The 18982-nt window shown below is 72.3% G+C and carries 19 protein-coding genes; 8 read left to right on the top strand and 11 right to left on the bottom strand.

Annotated features, from left to right (window positions below; all coding sequences use genetic code 11):
• Positions 1-5: 5 nt before the first annotated feature.
• The gene (locus EDF34_RS15220; protein WP_123372336.1) at positions 6-386 is read right to left on the bottom strand and encodes a VOC family protein; all 381 of its coding nucleotides are present in this window, start codon (positions 384-386) and stop codon (positions 6-8) included.
• Position 387: 1 nt separating this feature from the next.
• On the bottom strand, positions 388-795 hold the full coding sequence (locus EDF34_RS15215; protein WP_123372335.1) for a VOC family protein: 408 nt from the start codon (positions 793-795) through the stop codon (positions 388-390).
• Between the two features lie 57 nt (positions 796-852).
• Between EDF34_RS15215 and EDF34_RS15210 the strand changes: the two genes are divergently transcribed.
• Together EDF34_RS15210 and EDF34_RS15205 are read left to right on the top strand one after the other, a co-directional pair.
• On the top strand, positions 853-1260 hold the full coding sequence (locus EDF34_RS15210; RefSeq protein ID WP_123372334.1) for an SRPBCC family protein: 408 nt from the start codon (positions 853-855) through the stop codon (positions 1258-1260).
• Positions 1257-2576: an MFS transporter gene (locus EDF34_RS15205; RefSeq protein ID WP_123372333.1), complete on the top strand. Its 1320-nt coding sequence runs from the start codon at positions 1257-1259 to the stop codon at positions 2574-2576. Before EDF34_RS15210 ends, EDF34_RS15205 begins: the two co-directional genes overlap by 4 nt.
• On the opposite strand, the gene EDF34_RS15200 is transcribed toward EDF34_RS15205, so the two are convergent.
• Entirely contained in the window at positions 2551-2952 is a 402-nt protein-coding gene (locus tag EDF34_RS15200; protein ID WP_123372401.1) for a RidA family protein, read from the bottom strand. The two genes, EDF34_RS15205 and EDF34_RS15200, sit on opposite strands and share 26 nt — an antisense overlap.
• Before the next feature lie 143 nt (positions 2953-3095).
• Here EDF34_RS15200 and EDF34_RS15195 point away from each other — a divergent pair, with 143 nt between their 5' ends.
• A complete protein-coding gene (locus EDF34_RS15195; protein ID WP_123372332.1) occupies positions 3096-3776 on the top strand; it encodes an SRPBCC family protein in 681 nt (226 codons plus the stop codon).
• 10 nt (positions 3777-3786) lie between these two features.
• Positions 3787-4392, top strand: a complete 606-nt coding sequence (locus tag EDF34_RS15190; RefSeq protein WP_123372331.1) for a glyoxalase — start codon at positions 3787-3789, stop codon at positions 4390-4392.
• On the opposite strand, the gene EDF34_RS15185 is transcribed toward EDF34_RS15190, so the two are convergent.
• Together EDF34_RS15185 and EDF34_RS15180 are read right to left on the bottom strand one after the other, a co-directional pair.
• A complete protein-coding gene (locus EDF34_RS15185) occupies positions 4393-5004 on the bottom strand; it encodes an ATP-binding protein (protein ID WP_123372330.1) in 612 nt (203 codons plus the stop codon). It lies immediately after the preceding gene.
• Between the two features lie 71 nt (positions 5005-5075).
• Positions 5076-7319, bottom strand: coding sequence for an MMPL family transporter (locus EDF34_RS15180; protein ID WP_123372329.1), 2244 nt, complete (start codon positions 7317-7319; stop codon positions 5076-5078).
• Positions 7320-7419: 100 nt separating this feature from the next.
• Between EDF34_RS15180 and EDF34_RS15175 the strand changes: the two genes are divergently transcribed.
• From EDF34_RS15175 to EDF34_RS15165, 3 genes are read left to right on the top strand one after another with little or no spacing between them, the layout of a single operon-like run.
• Positions 7420-8040 (top strand): TetR/AcrR family transcriptional regulator, encoded by a 621-nt coding sequence (locus EDF34_RS15175; RefSeq protein ID WP_123372328.1) that lies wholly within the window; start codon positions 7420-7422, stop codon positions 8038-8040.
• Positions 8041-8099: 59 nt separating this feature from the next.
• Complete coding sequence (locus EDF34_RS15170) at positions 8100-8978, top strand: aldo/keto reductase (RefSeq protein ID WP_123372327.1); 879 nt, start codon at positions 8100-8102, stop codon at positions 8976-8978.
• Between the two features lie 59 nt (positions 8979-9037).
• On the top strand, positions 9038-9844 hold the full coding sequence (locus tag EDF34_RS15165; RefSeq protein WP_123372326.1) for a hypothetical protein: 807 nt from the start codon (positions 9038-9040) through the stop codon (positions 9842-9844).
• A gap of 7 nt (positions 9845-9851) precedes the next feature.
• Here EDF34_RS15165 and EDF34_RS15160 read toward each other — a convergent pair whose 3' ends face one another.
• Complete coding sequence (locus EDF34_RS15160) at positions 9852-10187, bottom strand: YnfA family protein (RefSeq protein ID WP_123372325.1); 336 nt, start codon at positions 10185-10187, stop codon at positions 9852-9854.
• Between the two features lie 111 nt (positions 10188-10298).
• Between EDF34_RS15160 and EDF34_RS15155 the strand changes: the two genes are divergently transcribed.
• Positions 10299-15815: a DUF11 domain-containing protein gene (locus tag EDF34_RS15155; RefSeq protein WP_123372324.1), complete on the top strand. Its 5517-nt coding sequence runs from the start codon at positions 10299-10301 to the stop codon at positions 15813-15815.
• Between the two features lie 23 nt (positions 15816-15838).
• Here EDF34_RS15155 and EDF34_RS15150 read toward each other — a convergent pair whose 3' ends face one another.
• The 5 genes from EDF34_RS15150 to EDF34_RS15130 form a co-directional block, all read right to left on the bottom strand.
• Positions 15839-16264, bottom strand: coding sequence for a VOC family protein (locus EDF34_RS15150; RefSeq protein ID WP_123372323.1), 426 nt, complete (start codon positions 16262-16264; stop codon positions 15839-15841).
• Between the two features lie 28 nt (positions 16265-16292).
• Positions 16293-16682: a PGPGW domain-containing protein gene (locus EDF34_RS15145; RefSeq protein ID WP_123372322.1), complete on the bottom strand. Its 390-nt coding sequence runs from the start codon at positions 16680-16682 to the stop codon at positions 16293-16295.
• 109 nt (positions 16683-16791) lie between these two features.
• The gene (locus EDF34_RS15140; protein WP_123372321.1) at positions 16792-17871 is read right to left on the bottom strand and encodes an AI-2E family transporter; all 1080 of its coding nucleotides are present in this window, start codon (positions 17869-17871) and stop codon (positions 16792-16794) included.
• 47 nt (positions 17872-17918) lie between these two features.
• The gene (gene rnhA / locus EDF34_RS15135; RefSeq protein ID WP_123372320.1) at positions 17919-18377 is read right to left on the bottom strand and encodes a ribonuclease HI; all 459 of its coding nucleotides are present in this window, start codon (positions 18375-18377) and stop codon (positions 17919-17921) included.
• Positions 18374-18964 carry a sugar O-acetyltransferase gene (locus EDF34_RS15130; RefSeq protein ID WP_123372319.1) on the bottom strand — a complete coding sequence of 197 codons (591 nt, stop codon included), beginning with the start codon at positions 18962-18964 and terminating at the stop codon, positions 18374-18376. The genes rnhA and EDF34_RS15130 overlap by 4 nt, the downstream gene beginning before the upstream one ends.
• Positions 18965-18982 lie beyond the last annotated feature (18 nt).

Genomic DNA, 18982 nt, shown 5'->3' with positions numbered 1-18982 from the left:
CGACCTCACGGGCGGCAGCTCGCCAGGACGCAGAACTCGTTCCCCTCGGGATCGGCCATGACGACCCAGCTGACCTCGCCCTGACCGACGTCGACGTGGCGTGCGCCGAGGCCGAGCAGCCGGTCGACCTCGGCGGCCTGCTCCCGGTCGCTCGGGTTCACGTCCAGGTGCAGCCTGTTCTTGACGACCTTGCCCTCGGGCACGCGCGCGAACAGGATCGTCGGCGGCACCGGGCCGCGGGCGCCCGGCACGGGAGGCAGTCCGATCGAGACGAAGCCCTCGTCCTCGTCGTCGATCACCTCGTAGCCCAGGACCGCGCACCAGAACGCCGCGAGCGCGCCCGGGTCGGCGCAGTCGACCCCGAGCTCGGTGAACCTGCTGGTCACGTCAGTTCTCCTCGCTGGTGCGCAGCGCGTCGTCCGAGGTGAGCAGGACGACGTTCCCGTCGGGGTCGTCGACCATGGCGGCGTACGGGCCGCTCGTCTGCTCGGGCGCCATGCGTCCTCGGTAGCCGTGGCCGGTGAGCTCGGCGTACTTCGCGTCGACCGCGGCGTCGTCGCCCAGGTAGAACTCGAGCAGCGTGCCGTAGCCGCGAGACGGCCGGGAGTGGTCGGGGTCGTAGCGGGCAGCGAAGACCGTGTCGAAGAAGATCGTCACGCCGCTGCCCATGCGGTGCAGCACGAACGGCTTGGCGTCCTCCTCGACCGGGATGGCGAGCCCGAGCAGGCGGTAGAACCGCAGGGCCGCCGGCATGTCGCCGACGATCACGCCGAGCATGCTGAGCTGGATCTCCATGGCGTCATCCTGTCGTCGGGCGCGCGGGCTGTCGTGGACAAATGGCACGATCGCACGATGGCGGAGCTGCGGAACCTCAGCGTGCACATCGACCGACCGGCGGCGGAGGTCTACGCGTTCGTCGTCGAGCCGGCGAACCTGCCGCGGTGGGCCTCGGGACTGGGTGGGCAGCTCGTGCAGGACGGTGTTGACTGGTTCGTCGAGACCCCCGAGGGGCGGGCGAGGTTCGCCTTCGTGCCGCGCAACGAGCACGGCATCCTCGACCACGAGGTCTGGACGCCGTCCGGCGAGACGGTCTCCATGCCGATGCGGGCGATCGCCGACGGGGACGACGAGTGCGACGTCGTCATGACCCTGCGGCGTGGGGCGTCGATGACCGACGACGACTTCGCTCGCGACATCGCTGCGGTGTCACACGACCTCGAACAGCTCCGGACCGTCCTCGAAGGTGACGTCGTGCGGTGACGACCCCGTCCGAGACGCTGCGTGGGGCGCGCGGCTTCACGCGGCTGTGGACCGCGTCGACCACCTCGGCGTTCGGCAGCTACGTCACGATCCTGGCCGTCCAGGTCCTGGTCGTCGACGTGCTCGCAGGCGACGCGTTCGACGTCGGCCTGGTCAACGCCGCCCGATGGCTGCCGTACCTGCTGTTCGGGCTGCTCGTCGGGGTGCTCGTCGACAGGATGCGACGGCGGCCCCTGCTGGTCGCCACGGACCTGCTCAGCGCCGTCGCGCTGGCTGCCGTCCCTGTCCTGTCGGTGCTCGGGCACCTGAACGTCGCGTGGCTGATCGGGATCATGTTCGTCTTCGGGCTGTGCCGGGTGGTCGGAGACGCCGCGTTCCAGTCGTTCGTGCCGCGCCTGGTCCACGCGCGGCTGCTCGGGCCGGCCCACGCGCGGATCGACCAGTCGGACGCGGTCGCCCAGGCGAGCGGTCCGGCGCTCGCCGGCGGGCTCGTGTCATGGCTCGGCGCCCCGGTCGCGGTGCTGGTCGACGCGCTGAGCTACCTGGTCTCGGCACTCCTGATCGCGACGGTCAGGGTCGACGAGGGCGCCCCGCGCACCGCGCTGCGGGCGCGCGGGATCGGGAGCGAGATCGGCGAGGGGCTGCGCTGGATCTACCGCCACGCCACACTGCGGCCGCTCGCGATCTCGACGCACCTGTGGTTCGTCTGCTCGGCGGTCGCCGGCGCCGTGATGACCCCGTTCGCACTGCGGACCCTGCACCTGAGCCCTGCGACGCTCGGCCTGGCGCTCGCGCTCGCGGGCGTCGGGGCGCTGGTCGGCGCGTCGATGGCCGTCGGGCTCGGGCGGCGGCTGGGTGCCGGGCGCGTCATCATCACCGCCCGCGTCGGTACCGGGCTCGCCTGGGTGCTGATGGCGGCCGCCCCCCTCGCCCTCCCGGAGGGGCCGACCAGTGGTCCGTGGGGCGGCGGGACCGCGTGGGTGGTCTTCGCCGCGGGGCAGCTGGTGCTCGGGTTGTGCATGGGATCGGAGAACGCCAACGAGATGGCCTACCAGCAGACCGCGACGCCCGATCGGCTGCAGGGACGCATGAGTGCGACGAAGCGGTCGATCAACCGGGCGATGATCGTCGTGGCCGCGCCGCTGGGTGGGCTTCTCGGCGACGCGGCGGGGTACGGGACGGCGCTGACGATCGCCGGCGCCGGCCTCGTGGTCACGGCCGTCGTCACGCTCGGCTCCGGGCTGCGCGACGCCCGGCTCGGCGACGAGCACACGGGACCTGCCGAGCGACTCAGTCCGGGAGCACCGCCGCGATGACGCTGACCTCGATGAGCGCCCCCGGCACCCCGAGCCCGGCGACCCGCGCCGCCGTCACGAGCGGCGGTGCCCCCGGTCCGGCGAGCCGCGGCGCGATCGCGCCGTAGGCCGCGTGGAGGTCCGCCTCCTCGGCGATGAGCACGGTCCACTGGATGACGTCGGCGAGCGACGCCCCCGCGGCCTCGAGCGCGATGCTCGCGTTCTCGACCGCGCGGACGGACTGCTCGGCGACGTCGTCCGAGACGACCGTGCCCGTGTCGTCGACGCCGTTCTGGCCGCCGACGTAGATGGTCGCGGCGCCCGCAGGGACGATCGCGACGTGGCTGAACGCCGGGCTCTGGACGAGGCCGGCCGGTTGCATCCGCTTGATCTCCATGACGTCCACGGTGGCACCGGCCACTGACACGGTCCACGTCAGTGCGTGATCCACCCCCCGGCGATGACCAGCTCCTCGCACCCCAGGACGGGCGGGACCTCCGTCCCAGGCGTGGGCGGGTCGACGGCGGACAGACTCGGGGGATGGCCAGCGCGGCGGGCAGAGGCGGGCGGCTGCTGGTGGCGGCCGGGCTCGGGCTGCTGGCGGCCCAGGGCTACCGCGTCTGCCGGAGTCGGGCGCTGGCCTGGGGCGCGACGCCGGCCGAGCGCGTGACCGGCCTCGCGGGCGACCGCGGCGGGCGGGCCCCCGACCTGGTGGCCACGCGCGCGATCTCCGTCCGCGCGGACGCCGATCAGGTCTGGGCGTGGCTCGTGCAGCTCGGTCGCAGCCGCGGGGGCTTCTACTCCTACGACTGGCTCGAGAACCTCGTCGGCCTCGGGATCCACAGTGCCGACCGGCTCGAGCCGCGATGGTCCGTCCTCGAGGTGGGCGACGTCGTCGACCTCGCGGAGGGCGTGGTGCTGACCGTCGTCGCGGTCCGTGAGCCGACCGACCTCGTGCTGCGTGCGGCGGTGCCGGCTGACGGCCCGGAGCCGCCGTACGAGTTCGTGTGGTCCTTCCACGTCCGGCCGGGGCGGGACACGTCGCGGCTCGTCGTGCGCGAGCGCTACTGGTACTACTCGCGCGGGGCGCGGACGATCGTCGAGACCGTCCAGTGGGTCAGCCTCGTCATGACCCGGGGCATGCTGCGGGGCATCCGCGCCCGGGCCGAGCGCGCGGATCGAGCAGGATCCGAGAAGCACGGGCAGCGGCCGCGTCCCTAGCGTCGTCGGCATGACGAACATCGACTCCCTCACCCTCGACGTGGCCGACACCTCGGCCGCCACGCAGTTCTACAAGGCCGCCTTCGGCCTCGACACGCAGCTCCGGTTCCGGATGGCCGAGCCGTCGACGTCCGGCTTCCGCGGCTTCACGCTCTCGGTGACCGTGGCTCAGCCCGCCGACGCCCGGCTGCTGCTGGACGCCGCGCTCGACGCCGGTGCGACGTCGCTCAAGCCCGCCACCAAGTCCTTCTGGGGCTTCGGCGGGGTGGTCCAGGCGCCCGACGGCGCGATCTGGAAGGTCGCCACCTCCGCGAAGAAGGACACCGGTCCCGCCACCACGACGATCGAGAGCATCGTGCTGCTGCTCGGTGCCGGCGACGTCGCGGCGAGCAAGGCGTTCTACGTGGGTCACGGCCTCGTCGTGGCGAAGAGCTTCGGCCGCAAGTACGTCGAGCTCTCGACGAGCGGCTCGATCAAGCTGGCGCTCTACGGCCGCCGCGCGCTCGCCAAGGACGCGGGCGTCCCGCCCGAGGGGACCGGGTCGCACCGGCTGACGATCCACGGTGACGTCGGGACGTTCGTTGACCCCGACGGGTTCGGCTGGTCGACGGACTGACTACCGCTCGTCGAGCACGCGCACCGCGAGCGCGGGCCACGCGCGGGCCCACCTCTCGACGACGGAGGCGTCCGGCACCTCCGCGCCCGCCACGAGGGCGGGGTCGGGCAGGAAGCGCACGGTGGTCCCCGTAGAGCCGTCGGACGGCACGGGCACGAGGTCGCTGACGGGCACACCGTGCTCGTAGCGCTGCGTCCACGCGCCCTCGTGCCGGCGGTTGGTGTGCTCCAACCACGAGCTGAGCGCCGCCACGACCGACATCCCACGCCGGGGAAGGGCGTCGGGCAGCAGCGTGGCACCCGCACCGTCGAAGAACCGCACGTCGCGCGTGGACATGACGGGCTTGCGCAGGGGTCCGCCGTCGGTGACGAAGATCGCCGTGCCGCGGCCGTCGTCCGCGACAAGGATCGAGCCGTCGGGGAGCAGCTTCACGACGCAGGTGCCGCCGTCCTGCTCCTCGGCCTCCTCGGCGGGGTACGCGAGGGCTTCGAGCAGCAGGTGCGCGGCCCCGCCGGGAGCGAGCACGGCCGCGCGCGCCCGCACGTCAGCGAGGTGCGCCGTGTCGACGACGGTGGACCAGTCGTGGGTGGTCGTTCTCGGCAGGTTCCGCACCGTCCCATCCTCGGGGTCGATCCGCGGGGGGACCTGTGGCCAAGGTCCCCCCGCGCCATCGGCTCCGAGAGCTAGGCCGGCGCGGCCTCGCGCTCGCGGGCGTGCTCGTCGGCCAGCTTCTTGAGCAGGGACTCGCCCTCGATGTCAAGGTTCGGCGTGATCGGCCCGAACCACTTGGGCATCCACCACATCCGGTCGCCGACGATCATCATGACGGCGGGCACGAGCAGCATCCGGACCAGGAAGGCGTCGGCCAGGACGCCGATGGTCAGCGCGAAGCCGATCGTCTTGATGATCACGTCGTGCCCCAGGGCGAAGCCGGCGAAGACGCCCATCATGATGACGGCGGCGGCGGCGACCACCCGCGAGCTGTGCCGGAAGCCCTCGATGACGGCGTCCTTGGCGGTGGCGCCGTGCACGTACGCCTCGCGCATGCGGGTCACGAGGAAGACCTCGTAGTCCATCGCCAGGCCGAACAGGATGCCGGTGAGCAGCAGCGGCAGGATGAAGATCACGGGCGACGTGACGTCCAGGCCGAGCAGGTTGTTGAGCCAGCCCCACTGGAAGACCGCGACCGTCGCCCCGAGCGCGATGCCGAGCGAGATGACGAACCCGATCGCGGCCTTGATCGGCACCCAGAGGGACCGGAACACGGCGATGAGCAGGAAGACCGCCAGGCCGACGACGATCACGAGGTAGAGCGGGAACACGTCGAGCAGCTTCTGGGAGATGTCGATCCCGACGGCCGTGGTGCCGGTGACCAGCGCGCGGGCGCCGGTCTCCGCGGGCAGCGTCTTCATGTCCTCGCGGATGGTGGTGACGAGGTCCTTGGTGTCGACGTCGGACGGTCCGCTGTTCGGGACGACCGTGATGGTCGCGAACTGGACCGCCTCGAGCTGCTTCTCGAGCGCGGCCTCCGAGGCGGCGTCACCGGGTGTGGCGGGCGGGACGATCGCGGCGACGTCGTCGGACACCTTGCTCAGCTTCTCGACGGCTGCGTCGACGGCCGCGACGGGGTCGTCGGCGCCCTTCGTGTCCACGACGATGACGAGCGGGCCGTTGGAGCCGGCGCCGAAGTTGTCGGAGATCGTGTCGAACGCGACCCTGCTGTCGGACCCGGCCGGCGCCGTGCTGTTGTCGGGCAGTGCGAGCTGCATGCTCGCCACCGGCAGCGACAGGACCACGGCGGTGAGGACGCCGACGATCACGGCGGGAACCTTGAAGCGGCTGACCAGCTCGATCCAGCGCTGGCCGTTGGTGCGGCCGTCCTCGCCGCGCGCCTCCTCGCGCTTCTTGAGGAAGCGCAGGCCCCCGCTCGTCACGCGCTCGCCGGCGAAGCCGAGCAGCGCGGGCAGCAGCGTCAGGGCGATGAGGACGGCGATCGCGACCGTGAAGGCGCCGCCGAGGCCCATCTGGGTGAGGAAGCCGATGCCCGTCACGGACAGGCCGGCCAGCGCGATGATGACGGTGAGGCCGGCGAAGACGACTGCTGAGCCCGCCGTGCCGACCGCGACGCCCGCGGCCTCTGCCATCGGGCGGCCCTTGCGGACCTCGCTGCGGTAGCGCGACATGATGAACAGCGCGTAGTCGATGCCGACGGCGAGGCCGAGCATGCTGCCCAGCGCGGGCGTCACCGAGCTGAGCTGGACGAACCCGCTCAGGGTGGTGATCGCCGTGATGCCGATGCCGACGCCGAGGATCGCGGTCAGCAGGGGCATGCCGGCCGCGAGCAGCGAACCGAACGTGATGACCAGGACGACGAACGCGATGACCACGCCGATCGCCTCGGCGCTGCCGACCGCGGTGGTGGTGGGCTCCGCGTCGCCGCCGATGGCGACCGCGATGCCGGCGTCCTCCGCCGTGTCGCGCGCCTGCTCGAGAGCCGCGGTGTCGGAGGTCGTGATGTCGACCGCCGGGACCGTGTAGGAGACGGACGAGAACGCGACGGTGCCGCTCTTCGACACCGTGCCGGTGGTGAAGGGATCGGAGACTGACGCGACGTGGGTGCTCGTCAGCTTCGACAGCGCGTCGGCGACCGCCGCCTTGTTCTCGTCGGACGTCAGCTTCTCGCCGTCAGGGGCCTTGAAGACGATCTGCGCAGTGGCGCCGTCGGTGCTCGCCTGCGGGGAGCGGTCCTTGATCAGCGCGAACGCCTCGGTGGACTCGACGCCCTTGAGGTCGAAGTTGTCGCTGGTCTGGCCGGACAGGGTGAGCGCGCCCGTTCCCCCCAGCACCAGCAGGGCCAGCCAGACGAGCGCGACCACCTTGCGGTGGACGAACGACCAGCGTCCCAGTCGGAACAGGTGCCAGGCCATGACGGATACCCCTTGGTGGTTGGGCGACGACGAGAGTGCGAGCGTAGACCAGGATTCTGGGAGTGACTATCAGAACGGGACCGACTGTTACGCTTCTCTCATGGGTCTGAGGGAGCGCAACGCGGCGCACACCCGTGAGCTGATCACCGGGACGGCTCTCTCGCTGTTCGTCGAGCAGGGCTACGACGCGACGACGATGGAGGAGATCGCCGAGGGCGCCGAGGTCTCCACCTCGACCCTCTACCGCTACTTCCCGAGCAAGGACCTGCTGGTCATCGGGCCGTTCGAGCTGCGTGGCCAGATGGCGGCCGAGCTGCAGTCCCGGCCCGTCGACGAGCCGCTCGCCCTCGCCCTCGGGCACGCCCTGACCGCTCTGCTGACGACCCCGCGGCCGGGGACAGACCGCATCCGGCAGCTCCGGATGGTCCTCGACTCGAACGCCGGGCTCCGGGCACGTGCCCTGGAGGAGTTCGTGCGCGAGCGGATGCTCCTCGAGCAGGCCATCGCGGAGCGCACGGGGCGTGCCGTCGACGACGTGTTCTGCCAGATGACCGCGCGGCAGACGATGGCTGTCCTGGAGATCGTCGGCATGCGGGACTTCGCGGACGTCCCCGAGGACAACGCCTCCGCGGCCCGCGAGATCCTCGAGTTCATGCGCGGCCTGCTCGGAGCGCTCGAGTCGGACCCGCCGGTGGTCCCGCAGCTCGCACCCGACGCCTGAGCGAACGGGGTCCTGACAGGGCCTCCCACCACGCGCTCGCGGTGCCTACCGTGGTGGGCATGGACAGCACCCTGCGGCTCAACAACCACGTCGAGATGCCGGCGCTCGGCTTCGGCGTCTTCCAGACCCCGCCCGACGAGACCGCGGTGGCGGTCGAGACCGCGCTGGGCACCGGCTACCGGCACATCGACACGGCAGCGGCGTACGGCAACGAGCGTGGTGTCGGCGAGGGGCTGCGCCGCTCGCGCGTCGACCGGTCCGACGTCTTCGTCGAGACCAAGGTCTGGATCTCCGACTACGGCTACGACGCGACGCGGCACGCCTTCGACAAGAGCGTCGGCAAGCTGGGCGTCGAGCAGCTCGACCTGCTCATCCTGCACCAGCCCCTGCCCACCCGGTTCGACCTGACCGCCGAGGCCTACCGGGCGCTCGAGAGCCTGCTCGCCGACGGCGTGGTGCGGGCGATCGGGGTCAGCAACTTCATGCGCGAGCACCTGGACCTGCTCATGCGGACCGCGACGGTCGTGCCGGCGGTGAACCAGATCGAGCTGCACCCGTACTTCCCGCAGCGTGACGTGGTCGCGGCGAACGACGAGCTCGGCATCCTCACGCAGGCGTGGTCGCCCATCGGCGGCATCACCTTCTACCGCGAGGGCGGCGGGAGCACGCTCGAGGATCCGGTGATCGGCGGGATCGCGGCGGCGCACGGCAAGAGCCCGGCGCAGGTGATGCTCCGCTGGCACCTGCAGCAGGGCCGCTCGGCGATACCCAAGTCGACCCGTCCCGAGCGGATCGCCGAGAACTTCGACGTCTTCGACTTCGCTCTGGCCGACGAGGAGCTCGCGGCGATCGACGCGCTCGACCGCGGCGTGCGGCGTGGCCCGGAGCCCGCGTCACTGACGCTCGAGGAGTACGGCCGGCCGATCCCGGAGGCCTGAGCGTCCGGTATCTGCACGCACTCCCGGGGGTCCTGTCCCGTGACCCCCGGGAGGCCTCCATGTCCGACGACCGTGTCGTCCTCGACCGCCCCGCGGACGTGCACCACGCGGCCGCACTGCTCGCCGCCGGCATGCCCGTCGCCCACGGGTTCGGCTCGATCTACGCGCTGACCGCCCGCGGCGACGCCGTGCGGCAGGTCAACGCGCTCAAGGGGCGACCGTTGGGCCAGACGGGCAGCGTGACCGCGCCCGCGGGCCGCGAGCTGGACGCCTTCGACCTCGCGGCGTTGCCCGCCGGCGTCTCGCCGCGGCTCGTGCAGGACGTGGTCGACGCGTTCGGGGAGATCGGCCCGTTCGGGTTTCGCGGTCCGGCGGCGGCCCATCTGCCGGCGGGTCTGACGGCCCCGGACGGAACCGCGCCCACGGTCCAGGTGATCGTCCCCGGCCGGGCGTGCCCCTCGCAGCTGTTCCTCGCGGAGGCGTCCTCCGCGGTGGGCCACGAGCCGCTGTCGATCTCGTCGGCCAACCGCTCCCGCCACGTCACGGGAGGCCTCGACGCGCCGGTGCACTGGCGGGCCGATGCGCTGCGCGCCGAGCTGGGCGACGTCCTGGTCCTCGAGCACGGCGACGAGGCCGCGGCCCGTGCCCGTTTCCCCCGGCACACCACCGTCTCGACGACGATCCTCGGCTTCCACCGCGTCGAGCGCGCGCACGGTCGCGTGCACCTCGTGCTCGAGCGGCACGGGTCCTTGCACGCCGACGACGTCTCCGGGGTGCTCCGGCTCCTAGGGCTCGGCCTGAGGATCGGCCCGCGGGCGCGGGTCCGGCTCGCGCCTCGGGTCTACGAGGACGTGCTCGTCGGCTGAGCGGCGCTCACTCGGCGCGGGGTCCGTACATGATGACCGCGACGCCCGCGAGGCACAGCAGCGCGCCGATGACGTCCCAGCGGTCCGGCTTGAACCCGTCGACCGCCATGCCCCACGCGAGCGACCCGGCCACGAACACCCCGCCGTACGCGGCGAGGATCCGGCCGAAGTGCGCGTCGGGCTGGAGCGTCGCGACGAACCCGTAGATGCCGAGCGCGACGACGCCCGCGCCGATCCAGACCCACCCCTTGTGCTCGCGGACGCCCTGCCAGATGAACCATGCGCCGCCGATCTCGAACAGGGCCGCGGCCACAAACAGCAGGATCGAGCGGGTGACGGTCATCGCTGTGCTCCCCAGGCCGGCGGGTGTGTGGGGGCGAGCCTAGGGGCCGGCTGTGATTGCCGATGTCAGCGACTGACCGTAATGTCCGGATCACGGGGACGGGAGGCGCGCATGAGGCACCGCAGTCCCGCCGTCGCGCGGTCCGGCACCCTGCTGGTGGTCCTGTCGCTGATCGCCGCCGCGCTCGCGGTCCTCGCGCCCCCTGCGGCACCCGCGGCCATCGTCGCGTTCGCGCCGCGGTTCCAGGCGAACACGAACGGGGCCGTCGCGATCTTCGGGAACACCCTGATGACCTGCGCCGCGAGCGACGTCTGCACCGATGCGCAGAACGGCATCGGCAGGAACCTCAACAACAACGCGTTCCGCATGGTCCACGTGGACGTCGACTCGGACCCCTCGACGTTCTCCTCGTCGCGCTCGGACGTGATCCTGCCGGAGGACGCGCGCGTGCTGTTCGCCGGGCTCTACTGGGGTGCCAAGGCCGCGGGGGGGACCGGCGGCACGACGACCACGGCGCCGCTGACCCAGATGCGGCTGCGCGCACCGGGCGACGCGGGATACCGCACCATCACCTCGGACCGGCAGTTCGGGCCGGCGACCGGCGACCGCCCGTACCAGCAGTTCGCCGACGTCACCTCGATCGTGGCCGCCTCCGGCGCGGGGACGTACACCGGCGCCGACGTCGCGGCGGGCACCGGCGAGGACCGCTACGCCGGCTGGTCGCTGGCCATCGCCTATGCGGACCCGACCGCGCCGTTGCGCAACCTGACGATCTTCGACGGCCTGACCGACGTGGGCGTCGGGGAGACGACGACCGTCGACATCTCGGGCTTCCTCGCGCCGCTGACCGGTGCCGTCGACAGCTCCATCGGCCTCGTCGCGTACGAGGGCGACGCGAGCTCGAGCGGCGACCGCGCGCAGCTCAACTCGACCCTCCTGGCGACGCCCCTGTCGACCGGGACCAACTTCTTCCGCAGCACCAACGAGCGCGGCGGCGTGAACGTGACCACGCGTGAACCCGCCTACCTGAACATGACCGGGTACGACATCAAGGACGTCGGCACCTCGGGCGCGGTGCCCAACGGCGCTCGTGCCGCCACGCTGCAGCTCAGCACGACCAGCGAGCGCTACCTGGCGGGCGTCGTCACGTCCTCGATCAACCTGTACGCACCGGACTTCACGACGAGCACCAAGTCCGTGACCAACCTGTCGGGGCGAGCGCGGGCCGTGCCCGGAGACGTGCTCGAGTACGCGCTGACCTACTCCAACACCGGCCAGGACCCGGCAGTGAGAGTGGTCGCCGACGACCCGCTGCCGACGGGTGTGACGTACCAACCGGGGTCGCTGACGATCGCCGACGGGCCGGGTGCGGGTCCGGTGACCGATGCGAGCGGGGACGACCTCGGCGAGTACGACGCGGGCTCGCGGACGGTCGTGGTCCGCCTCGGCCGGGGTGCGACGAGCTCGACGGGCGGCCTGCTCGGCATCCCGGACGGGATGAACCCCTCGACCACCACCGTGCGGTTCCGCGCCGTGGTCGACGTCGCCGCCGCGCGGACCTCCCCGTCGAACCAGGCGACGCTCTCCTACACCGCGGCGACCACCGGTGTCGTCCTGAGCTACGTCGGCAACCGCGCCACCGTCCCGGTCGACCCCTTGGCCGACCTGTCCGTGACGAAGACGGCCAGCCCGGCGGTCGTCGTCGCGGGCGAGGACGTCACGTCCACGATCGTCGTGCACAACGACGGTCCGAGCTCGGCCACCAACACCGTCGTGACCGACGAGCTGCCTGGTGTCGCGACCCTCGCGTCCTCCGACCCGTCGTCCTGCAGCCTCACGGGGACCACTGTGACGTGCCCGCTGGGGACGATCGCCTCCGGTGCGACGCGCACGGTGACGGTCGTCGTCACGGTCCCTCCGAGCACCAACGCCGCGTCGGTGTCGGACGTCGCGTCGGTGACGTCGGACGTGATCGACCCCAACCTGGCCGACAACACGGCCACCGCGTCGGTCACGACGACGCGATCCGCGAACCTCTCGGTCACCAAGTCGGCGCTCCAGCAGTCGGTGGTGCCGGGCGAGGAGGCGTCCTTCGAGGTCACCGTCCGGAACGCGGGTCCGTCCACCGCGCGGGAGGTGGCGCTGCAGGACAGCACCGTGGGGCCCGGGCTCACCCTGACGGGCATCGACCCGAGCGACGACTGCCAGCCCGCCGGGGGCGGGGTGCAGTGCGACCTCGGAACGCTCGCCCCCGGTGCCTCGCAGACCTACACGGTCGTCGGCGTCGTCGGGTCCGCGGCCTCGGGCGAGGTGGTCAACGAGGCGCGCGTCACGAGCCGGACCCCGGACCCCGACCCGTCCGACGACGTCGCGAGGGCGACCGTGACCGTCGCACCGCCGGTGAGCGACCTGACCCTCGCCAAGTCGGTCGCGCCCACCTCGGTGGTGGCGGGCGGCAGGGTCACCTACACCCTCGTGACCACCAACCGGGGACCCTCCACCGCGGCCGACGTGGCCGTCACCGACTCGTTGCCCGCCGGGCTCACGCCTGTCTCGGTCTCGACCGACCGTGGTACCGCGACGACGTCCGGCCGCGACGTGTCGGTCACGGTGCCCAGCCTCCGGGTCGGTGGCACCGTGACGGTGACGATCACCGCGGACGTCTCGTCGGACGCGCTGCCGGGCACGTTGCGCAACGACGCGCGTGCGACGTCGTCGTCCGACGACGACACGCCCGCGGTCGACGCCGCCGCCGTGACCGTCACGGGCGAGGCGGACCTCAGCGTGACCAAGTCCGGCACGCCCTCACCCGTCATCGGGGGCGAGGAGGTCACGTACGTCCTGACCGGCCGCAACGCCGGCCCGTCCACGGCGCGCGACGTCGAGCTCACCGACACGCTGCCCGCCGGGTTCACCGCCGCAGGGGCGCTCCCGTCCGGCTGCTCGCTCGCCGCCGGCGTCGTGACGTGCCAGGTCGGCGACCTGGACGTCGGCGACGTCGCCCGACGCACGTTGGTGCTGCTCGCCCCCGACGCCGTTCCCGCGACGGTCGTCAACGACGCCGCGATCAGCTCGGACACCGAGGACCCGAACTCCGACAACGACACCGCGTCCTTCGCCGCCGGCGGCGCCGCGGTGGCGGACCTGGCGGTGACGAAGTCGCTCGACGGGCCTGCGGTCGCCGGGGGTGAGTCGACGTTCGTGGTGACCGTGAGCAACCAGGGCCCCTCGGCCTCCGCCTCCGGGACGTTCGTCGACACCCTGCCGCCCGGGCTCAGCTTCGTGTCCGGCCCGGGGTGCAGCGCAGTCGGCAGGGTGGTCACGTGCGCGGTCGACAACCTGGGCGCTGGCGGTGCGCAGACGACGGAGCTGGTCGTGAGGGTGGCCGCCGGTGTGCCGTCGGGCACCGCCCTGGTGAACAGCGTGACGGCCACGTCGCCGACCCCGGACCCGAGCATGGCGAACAACACCGCCTCGGTCCCCTTCTCGACCACCGCGCAGGCTGACCTCGAGGTGACGAAGGAGGTCAGCCAGAGCTCCGGCCCGGCGGGCACGGGACTGGTCTTCACCATCACGGTGCGGAACAACGGCCCCTCGGTCGCCCGCTCGGTGACGGTCGTCGACAGCTGGCCGGTCGACTCGGCCATCGGCACGAACATCCCGTTGCCCGACGGTTGCGGACCGCGGGAGAACGACCTCGAGTGCGCGGTCGGCGACCTGCCGCCGAACGGCGACCCGTACGTGCTGCAGTTCGTGGCGGCGACGGTCGGCGACGTCCCGACCGGCACCTACGTGAACGTCGCCACGGCGAGCTCGGCCACCCCTGATCCGGACGCGACGAACAACCGGGGGGAGGCGCCCTTCACCGTCACCGGGTACGAGACCGACCTGCACGTCGTCAAGGAGGGACTGCCGAGCGTGACCGCCGGGACCGCGTTCGCGTACCGGATGACCGTCAGCACGCCCGGGCCGTCGAACGCGCGCGACGCGGTCGTCACCGACGTCCTGCCCGACGCGATGGTCCCCACCTCGGTGACCAGCACGCTCGGCTCGTGCGCGATCACCGGGCAGGAGGTGCGGTGCGAGCTCGGCACCGTCCGGCAGTTCGACCTCGACGAGGTGGTCATCACCGTCTTCGGGGTGACCGACCCCGCCGCGGAGGCGGGGACGGTGACGAACACGGCCCGGGTCAGCACCTCGACGCCCGAGGTCGACCCGGACAACAACAGCTCATCGGTGCAGACCCGCATCGTTCGTGCCGCCGAGGTCAGCGTGACCAAGGTGGCGGACCAGGAGCAGCTCGTCGCAGGGGGCGCGGTCAGCTGGACGGTCGTGGTCGCGAACGCCGGGCCGTCGACCGCCGATGACGTGAGCGTCGCCGACGTCCTGCCCGCCGGGGTCACGCTCGACCCCGACGCCAGCGACCCCGCGTGCACCGCCGACGACGACGGCGCGACCTGCGCGCTCGGCACCTTGGCTCCCGGCGAGTCTCGCAACCTCCGCGTCGCGGGCACGCTCGCCGCCGACGCGCCCGAGGGCGACCTGACGAACACCGTCACGGTGACGTCGCCCGACGTGGCGGAGCCGGTCGTGGCGAGCGCGACCACGGCAACCACGCGCTCGGCGGACCTCGTGCTCACCAAGTCGGCGAGCACGCCGACTCCCGCCGCGGGCGAGGAGCTGACCTGGACGATCACCCTCACCAACACGGGGCCGTCCGTGGCGACCGGCGCGACGGTGACCGACGACCTGCCCGCCGGCCTGGAGCTCGCCTCCGTCGTGCCCTCCGATCCGACGACCTGCACCACCGAGGGTCGCGACCTCACCTGCGACGCGGGCGATCTCCCACCCGGCGCATCGACCTCCGTCGTGGTCACCGTGGGGGTCCCGGAGGACGCCGCTGCGGGCACGATCACCAACACGGCCACCGCGTCGTCGAGCACCCCGGACCCGGATGCGGCCTCGAACACGGCTGTCTCGTCCGTCGACGTCACGCTGGTCGCCGACGTGTCGATCCGCAAGACGGTGCGCACCGAGCGCGTCCGCGCGGGTGCGCCGGTCACGTACCGCTTCGCCGTCACCAACGCAGGCCCGTCGTCGGCACCGGACGTGCAGATCAGCGACGTGATCCCCGCGGGCCTGACCTTCGCGAGGGGGCGCGCGTGCGCGTCGGGGATGACCGAGGACGGGATGCCGACGCTCTCGTGCTCGCTCGGCGGGCTCGCGAACGGAGCGACCGCGTTCGTCGACGTCACCTTCAGGACGAGCCGCGACCTCGGGCCGCGGCTGACCAACACGGCGTACGCGGGCTCGACCGCTCTCGACCGGCGCGCGACGGACAACGACTCGACGGCGACCGCGGTCGTCGCCGCACCCGCCCCGGAGGCGACGCCCACCCCGGGCGCGACCCCGACGCCCGCACCGACCACGTCGCCGACGGGTGGACCGACGCCCGCGCCGACGAGCGACACCCCGACGGCCGACCCGACGCCTCCGCCCGACTCCGGCAGCCAGCCTCCCGGCCTGTCCCTGACGGGGGCGACGACCGGTCCGCTGCTCGCCGCCGCGGGTCTGCTCCTGATCGCCGGCCTGGCCCTGCGGCGGATGGGTCGCCCGCGCCGCGACTAGGGGGTCAACGCGGTCGCGAAGCGTCACGCAGCCGCGGGAGCGAGGCAGAACTCGTTGCCCTCGGGGTCGGCCATGACGACGTGGTGGCCGCCGAACGTCACCAGCACCGCGCCGCCCAGCGCGGCCAGCCGCTCGGCCTCGGCGAGCACCTGGGACCACCGCTCGTCGGCCGAGCCGTGCACCGCGACCGGCACGTCCATGTGCAGCCGGTTCTTGGCGACCTTCGGCTCGGGGACCTTGAGGATCGACAGCCGCGGGCCCACGCCGGTCGGGTCGCAGAGCCACGCGCCGTCCTCGACGCGGTCGTCCTCGGGGAGGTCGAAGCTCGCGTGCCACTCCTCGCGCGTGGCGAACGGCGCCGGCGGCGGCTCGTCGACGTAGCCGAGGGCGGACTTCCAGAACGCCCGCATCAGCTGGGCGTCCGCGCAGTCGAAGGTGAGGCTGATCATGCGTCGACCGTACGACCAGGGCTGACCGTCAGCGGGCGCGTCGGGCCTTCCACCACGCCCACATGCGCCGCACGCGCTCGCGCAGCCAGTCGTTGATGCGGCGGGCGAACGCGAACTCGGTGCCCAGCACGGCCAGGCCCAGGAAGATCGTCAGCCAGCCGGGGCCGGGCAGGACGAGCATCGCGATGCCGGCGAGGATGAGCAGACCGCCGACGACGCCGACGGCGATCCGCAGCCCGAGGCGCCCGCCGGGCACGGCGTCGACCCGCGCGTGCAGCGCATCAACCCGACGTCCGATGGCCGAGTGGTGCTTCTCGGCCGCGGCGATCTCGTCGTCGTGCGCGGGTGCCTTCGGCTCCGCCGCGGGGGGAGCGGGCTCGGTGGCGTCAGGTGCTCGCACCTCGTCGGTGGAGTCCATGGCCGCGTCACTTCCCGTCGTCGGACACGTCGACCGGGTCGGCGACGTCGGGGCGTTCGTCCCGGAGGGTCAACGTACGTCCCCGCGCCGTGGTTCCGCGCGCGAGTGCTCAGTCCGCCGCGGCAGGCGGTTCGGGCTCGTCGGCTGGCGCCTTCGGCAGGTCGTCGCCCGACAGCCACGCGTACCAGGCGGTCTGCGGCCCACCTTGCAGCAGCACGGCCCGGGCCAGCAGGGTCAGGGGGATCGCCAGGATCGCGCCGAGCGGGCCGATGATGAAAGTCCAGAACAGCACGGAGACGAAGCTGAGGGTCAGCGTGATGTTCACCGCGTCGGCCACGAACTTGGGCTGCACCAGCACCTGCAGCACCACGTTGACCAGGCTGTAGACCACGACGACAGCGAGGGCCAGCTTCCAGCCCCCGACGACGAAGGCGAGCAGGGTCGGCGGGACGACGCCGATGACGAAGCCGATGTTCGGGATGAAGTTGGTGACGAACGCGAGGATCGCCCAGACAGCCGGCGCGGGGACGCCCAGGGCCCACAGGGCCAGGCCGTCGACGATCGCGACGATCCCGCCGAAGGTCGCGCTGACCACGAAGTAGCGGCGCACCCCGACGTTGAACGTCGTGGCCCGCGAGAGCACGCTGCCCTGGGTCGAACCGAACAGCGTGTGCGCGCTGTCGTAGCGTCCGGCGTCGACGGCCATGAAGATCACGTACGTCACGACGACGAACAGCGTGGTGAGCACGCCGAGGATCGCGCCGCTCAGCGAGGTCGCCACGCCGAGCAGCTGCGAGGGCTGCAGCGCCGAGGTCGCCTTGTCGATCGAGCTCTGGTCGACGCCGAGGGTGCCGAGCCACGTGCCGATGTCGGCGACCTGGTCGCGCAGCTGGGGCATGAAGTCGGTCACGAGCCCCGTGAACCGGATCCCCGCGAAGACGAGCATCGCCACGAGCGCGAGCAGGATCAGGTAGACGACGACGATGACCGCCGTGGTCGCCGCCGCGCGCGGCCACCCGCGACGTTCGAGCGGGTGCCGGATCGGGTGAACGATGATGACGAGCACCGCCGCGAGGAACAGCGGCGCAAGGACCTCGCGAGCGGCGTGGACCCCGGCCAGCGACACGACGGCCACCGACAGGAACAGCAGCGTGCGGGTCGAGGGCGTCAGACCCTGGGGCGATGCCATCGGGCGCTCATTCCGTCGTCGTGTCCGGGCAGGACGCACGATAGCGGTCAGGCGCGGGCGCGGACCTCGTCGACACCGCGGTTGGCCAGCTGGTCGGCCCGCTCGTTGCCCGGATCGCCCGCGTGTCCCTTGACCCAGACCCAGCTGACGGTGTGCTGGGCGAGCTCGGCGTCGAGCGCCTGCCAGAGCTCCTGGTTCTTCACGGGCTTCTTGTCCGCCGTGCGCCAGCCGTTGCGCTTCCAGCCGGCCATCCACGACGTCACGCCGTTCATCACGTACTTCGAGTCGACGTGCAGGACCACGTCGCACGGCCGGGTCAGGGCACGCAGGCCCTCGATGACCGCGGTCAGCTCCATGCGGTTGTTCGTGGTGACCTCCTCGCCGCCGAACAGCTCACGCTCACGGTCCCCGAAGCGCATCCACGCGCCCCAGCCGCCGACTCCCGGGTTGCCCTTGCAGGCGCCGTCGGTCCACATCTCCACGGTCGGCCGCTCCGCGCCGGTCATGCGGGGTCCTCGTCGACCGGGCGCAGGACGCGGCACGGCACGCCGACGGCGACGACCCGCGGCGGGATGTCGGAGGTCACCACGCTCCCGGCGCCGATCACCGAACCGGCGCCGATCGTCACGCCGGGCAGGATGACGACGTTCGAGCCGATCCAGACGCGGTCCTCGATGCGCACCGGCAGCGAGAACTGCTTCCCGCCCGCACGTTCCTCGGGCACGGTCGGGTGGCCTGCGGTGGAGACGGTCACGTTCGGGGCGAACATCACGTGGTTGCCGATGTAGATGTCGGCGTCGTCGACGAGCACCAGGTTGAAGTTGGCGTACAGGTGGTCGCCGACGTGCACGTGGGAGCCGTACGAGGCGTGGAACGGCGGCTCGATCCACGGGTCCGCGCCGACCGAGCCGAGCAGCTCGCGCAGGATCTCCGTGCGCCGAGCCGTCTCGCTCGGGCGCGTGTGGTTGAAGTCGTAGGTCAGCTCCTTGCCCGCGACGCGCTCGGCCTCGAGCGCCTCCAGGCCGGGGCCGAAGTCCACGTAGAGCCGCCCGTCGTTCATCCGGGAGCGGACGTCGTCGTACTCGTCGGTCATGACGCCATCATCGCTGGT

Source organism: Cellulomonas sp. PhB150 (assembly GCF_003755175.1).
Lineage (GTDB): Bacteria > Actinomycetota > Actinomycetes > Actinomycetales > Cellulomonadaceae > Cellulomonas.
This window is presented reverse-complemented; position numbering and strand designations above follow the sequence as displayed.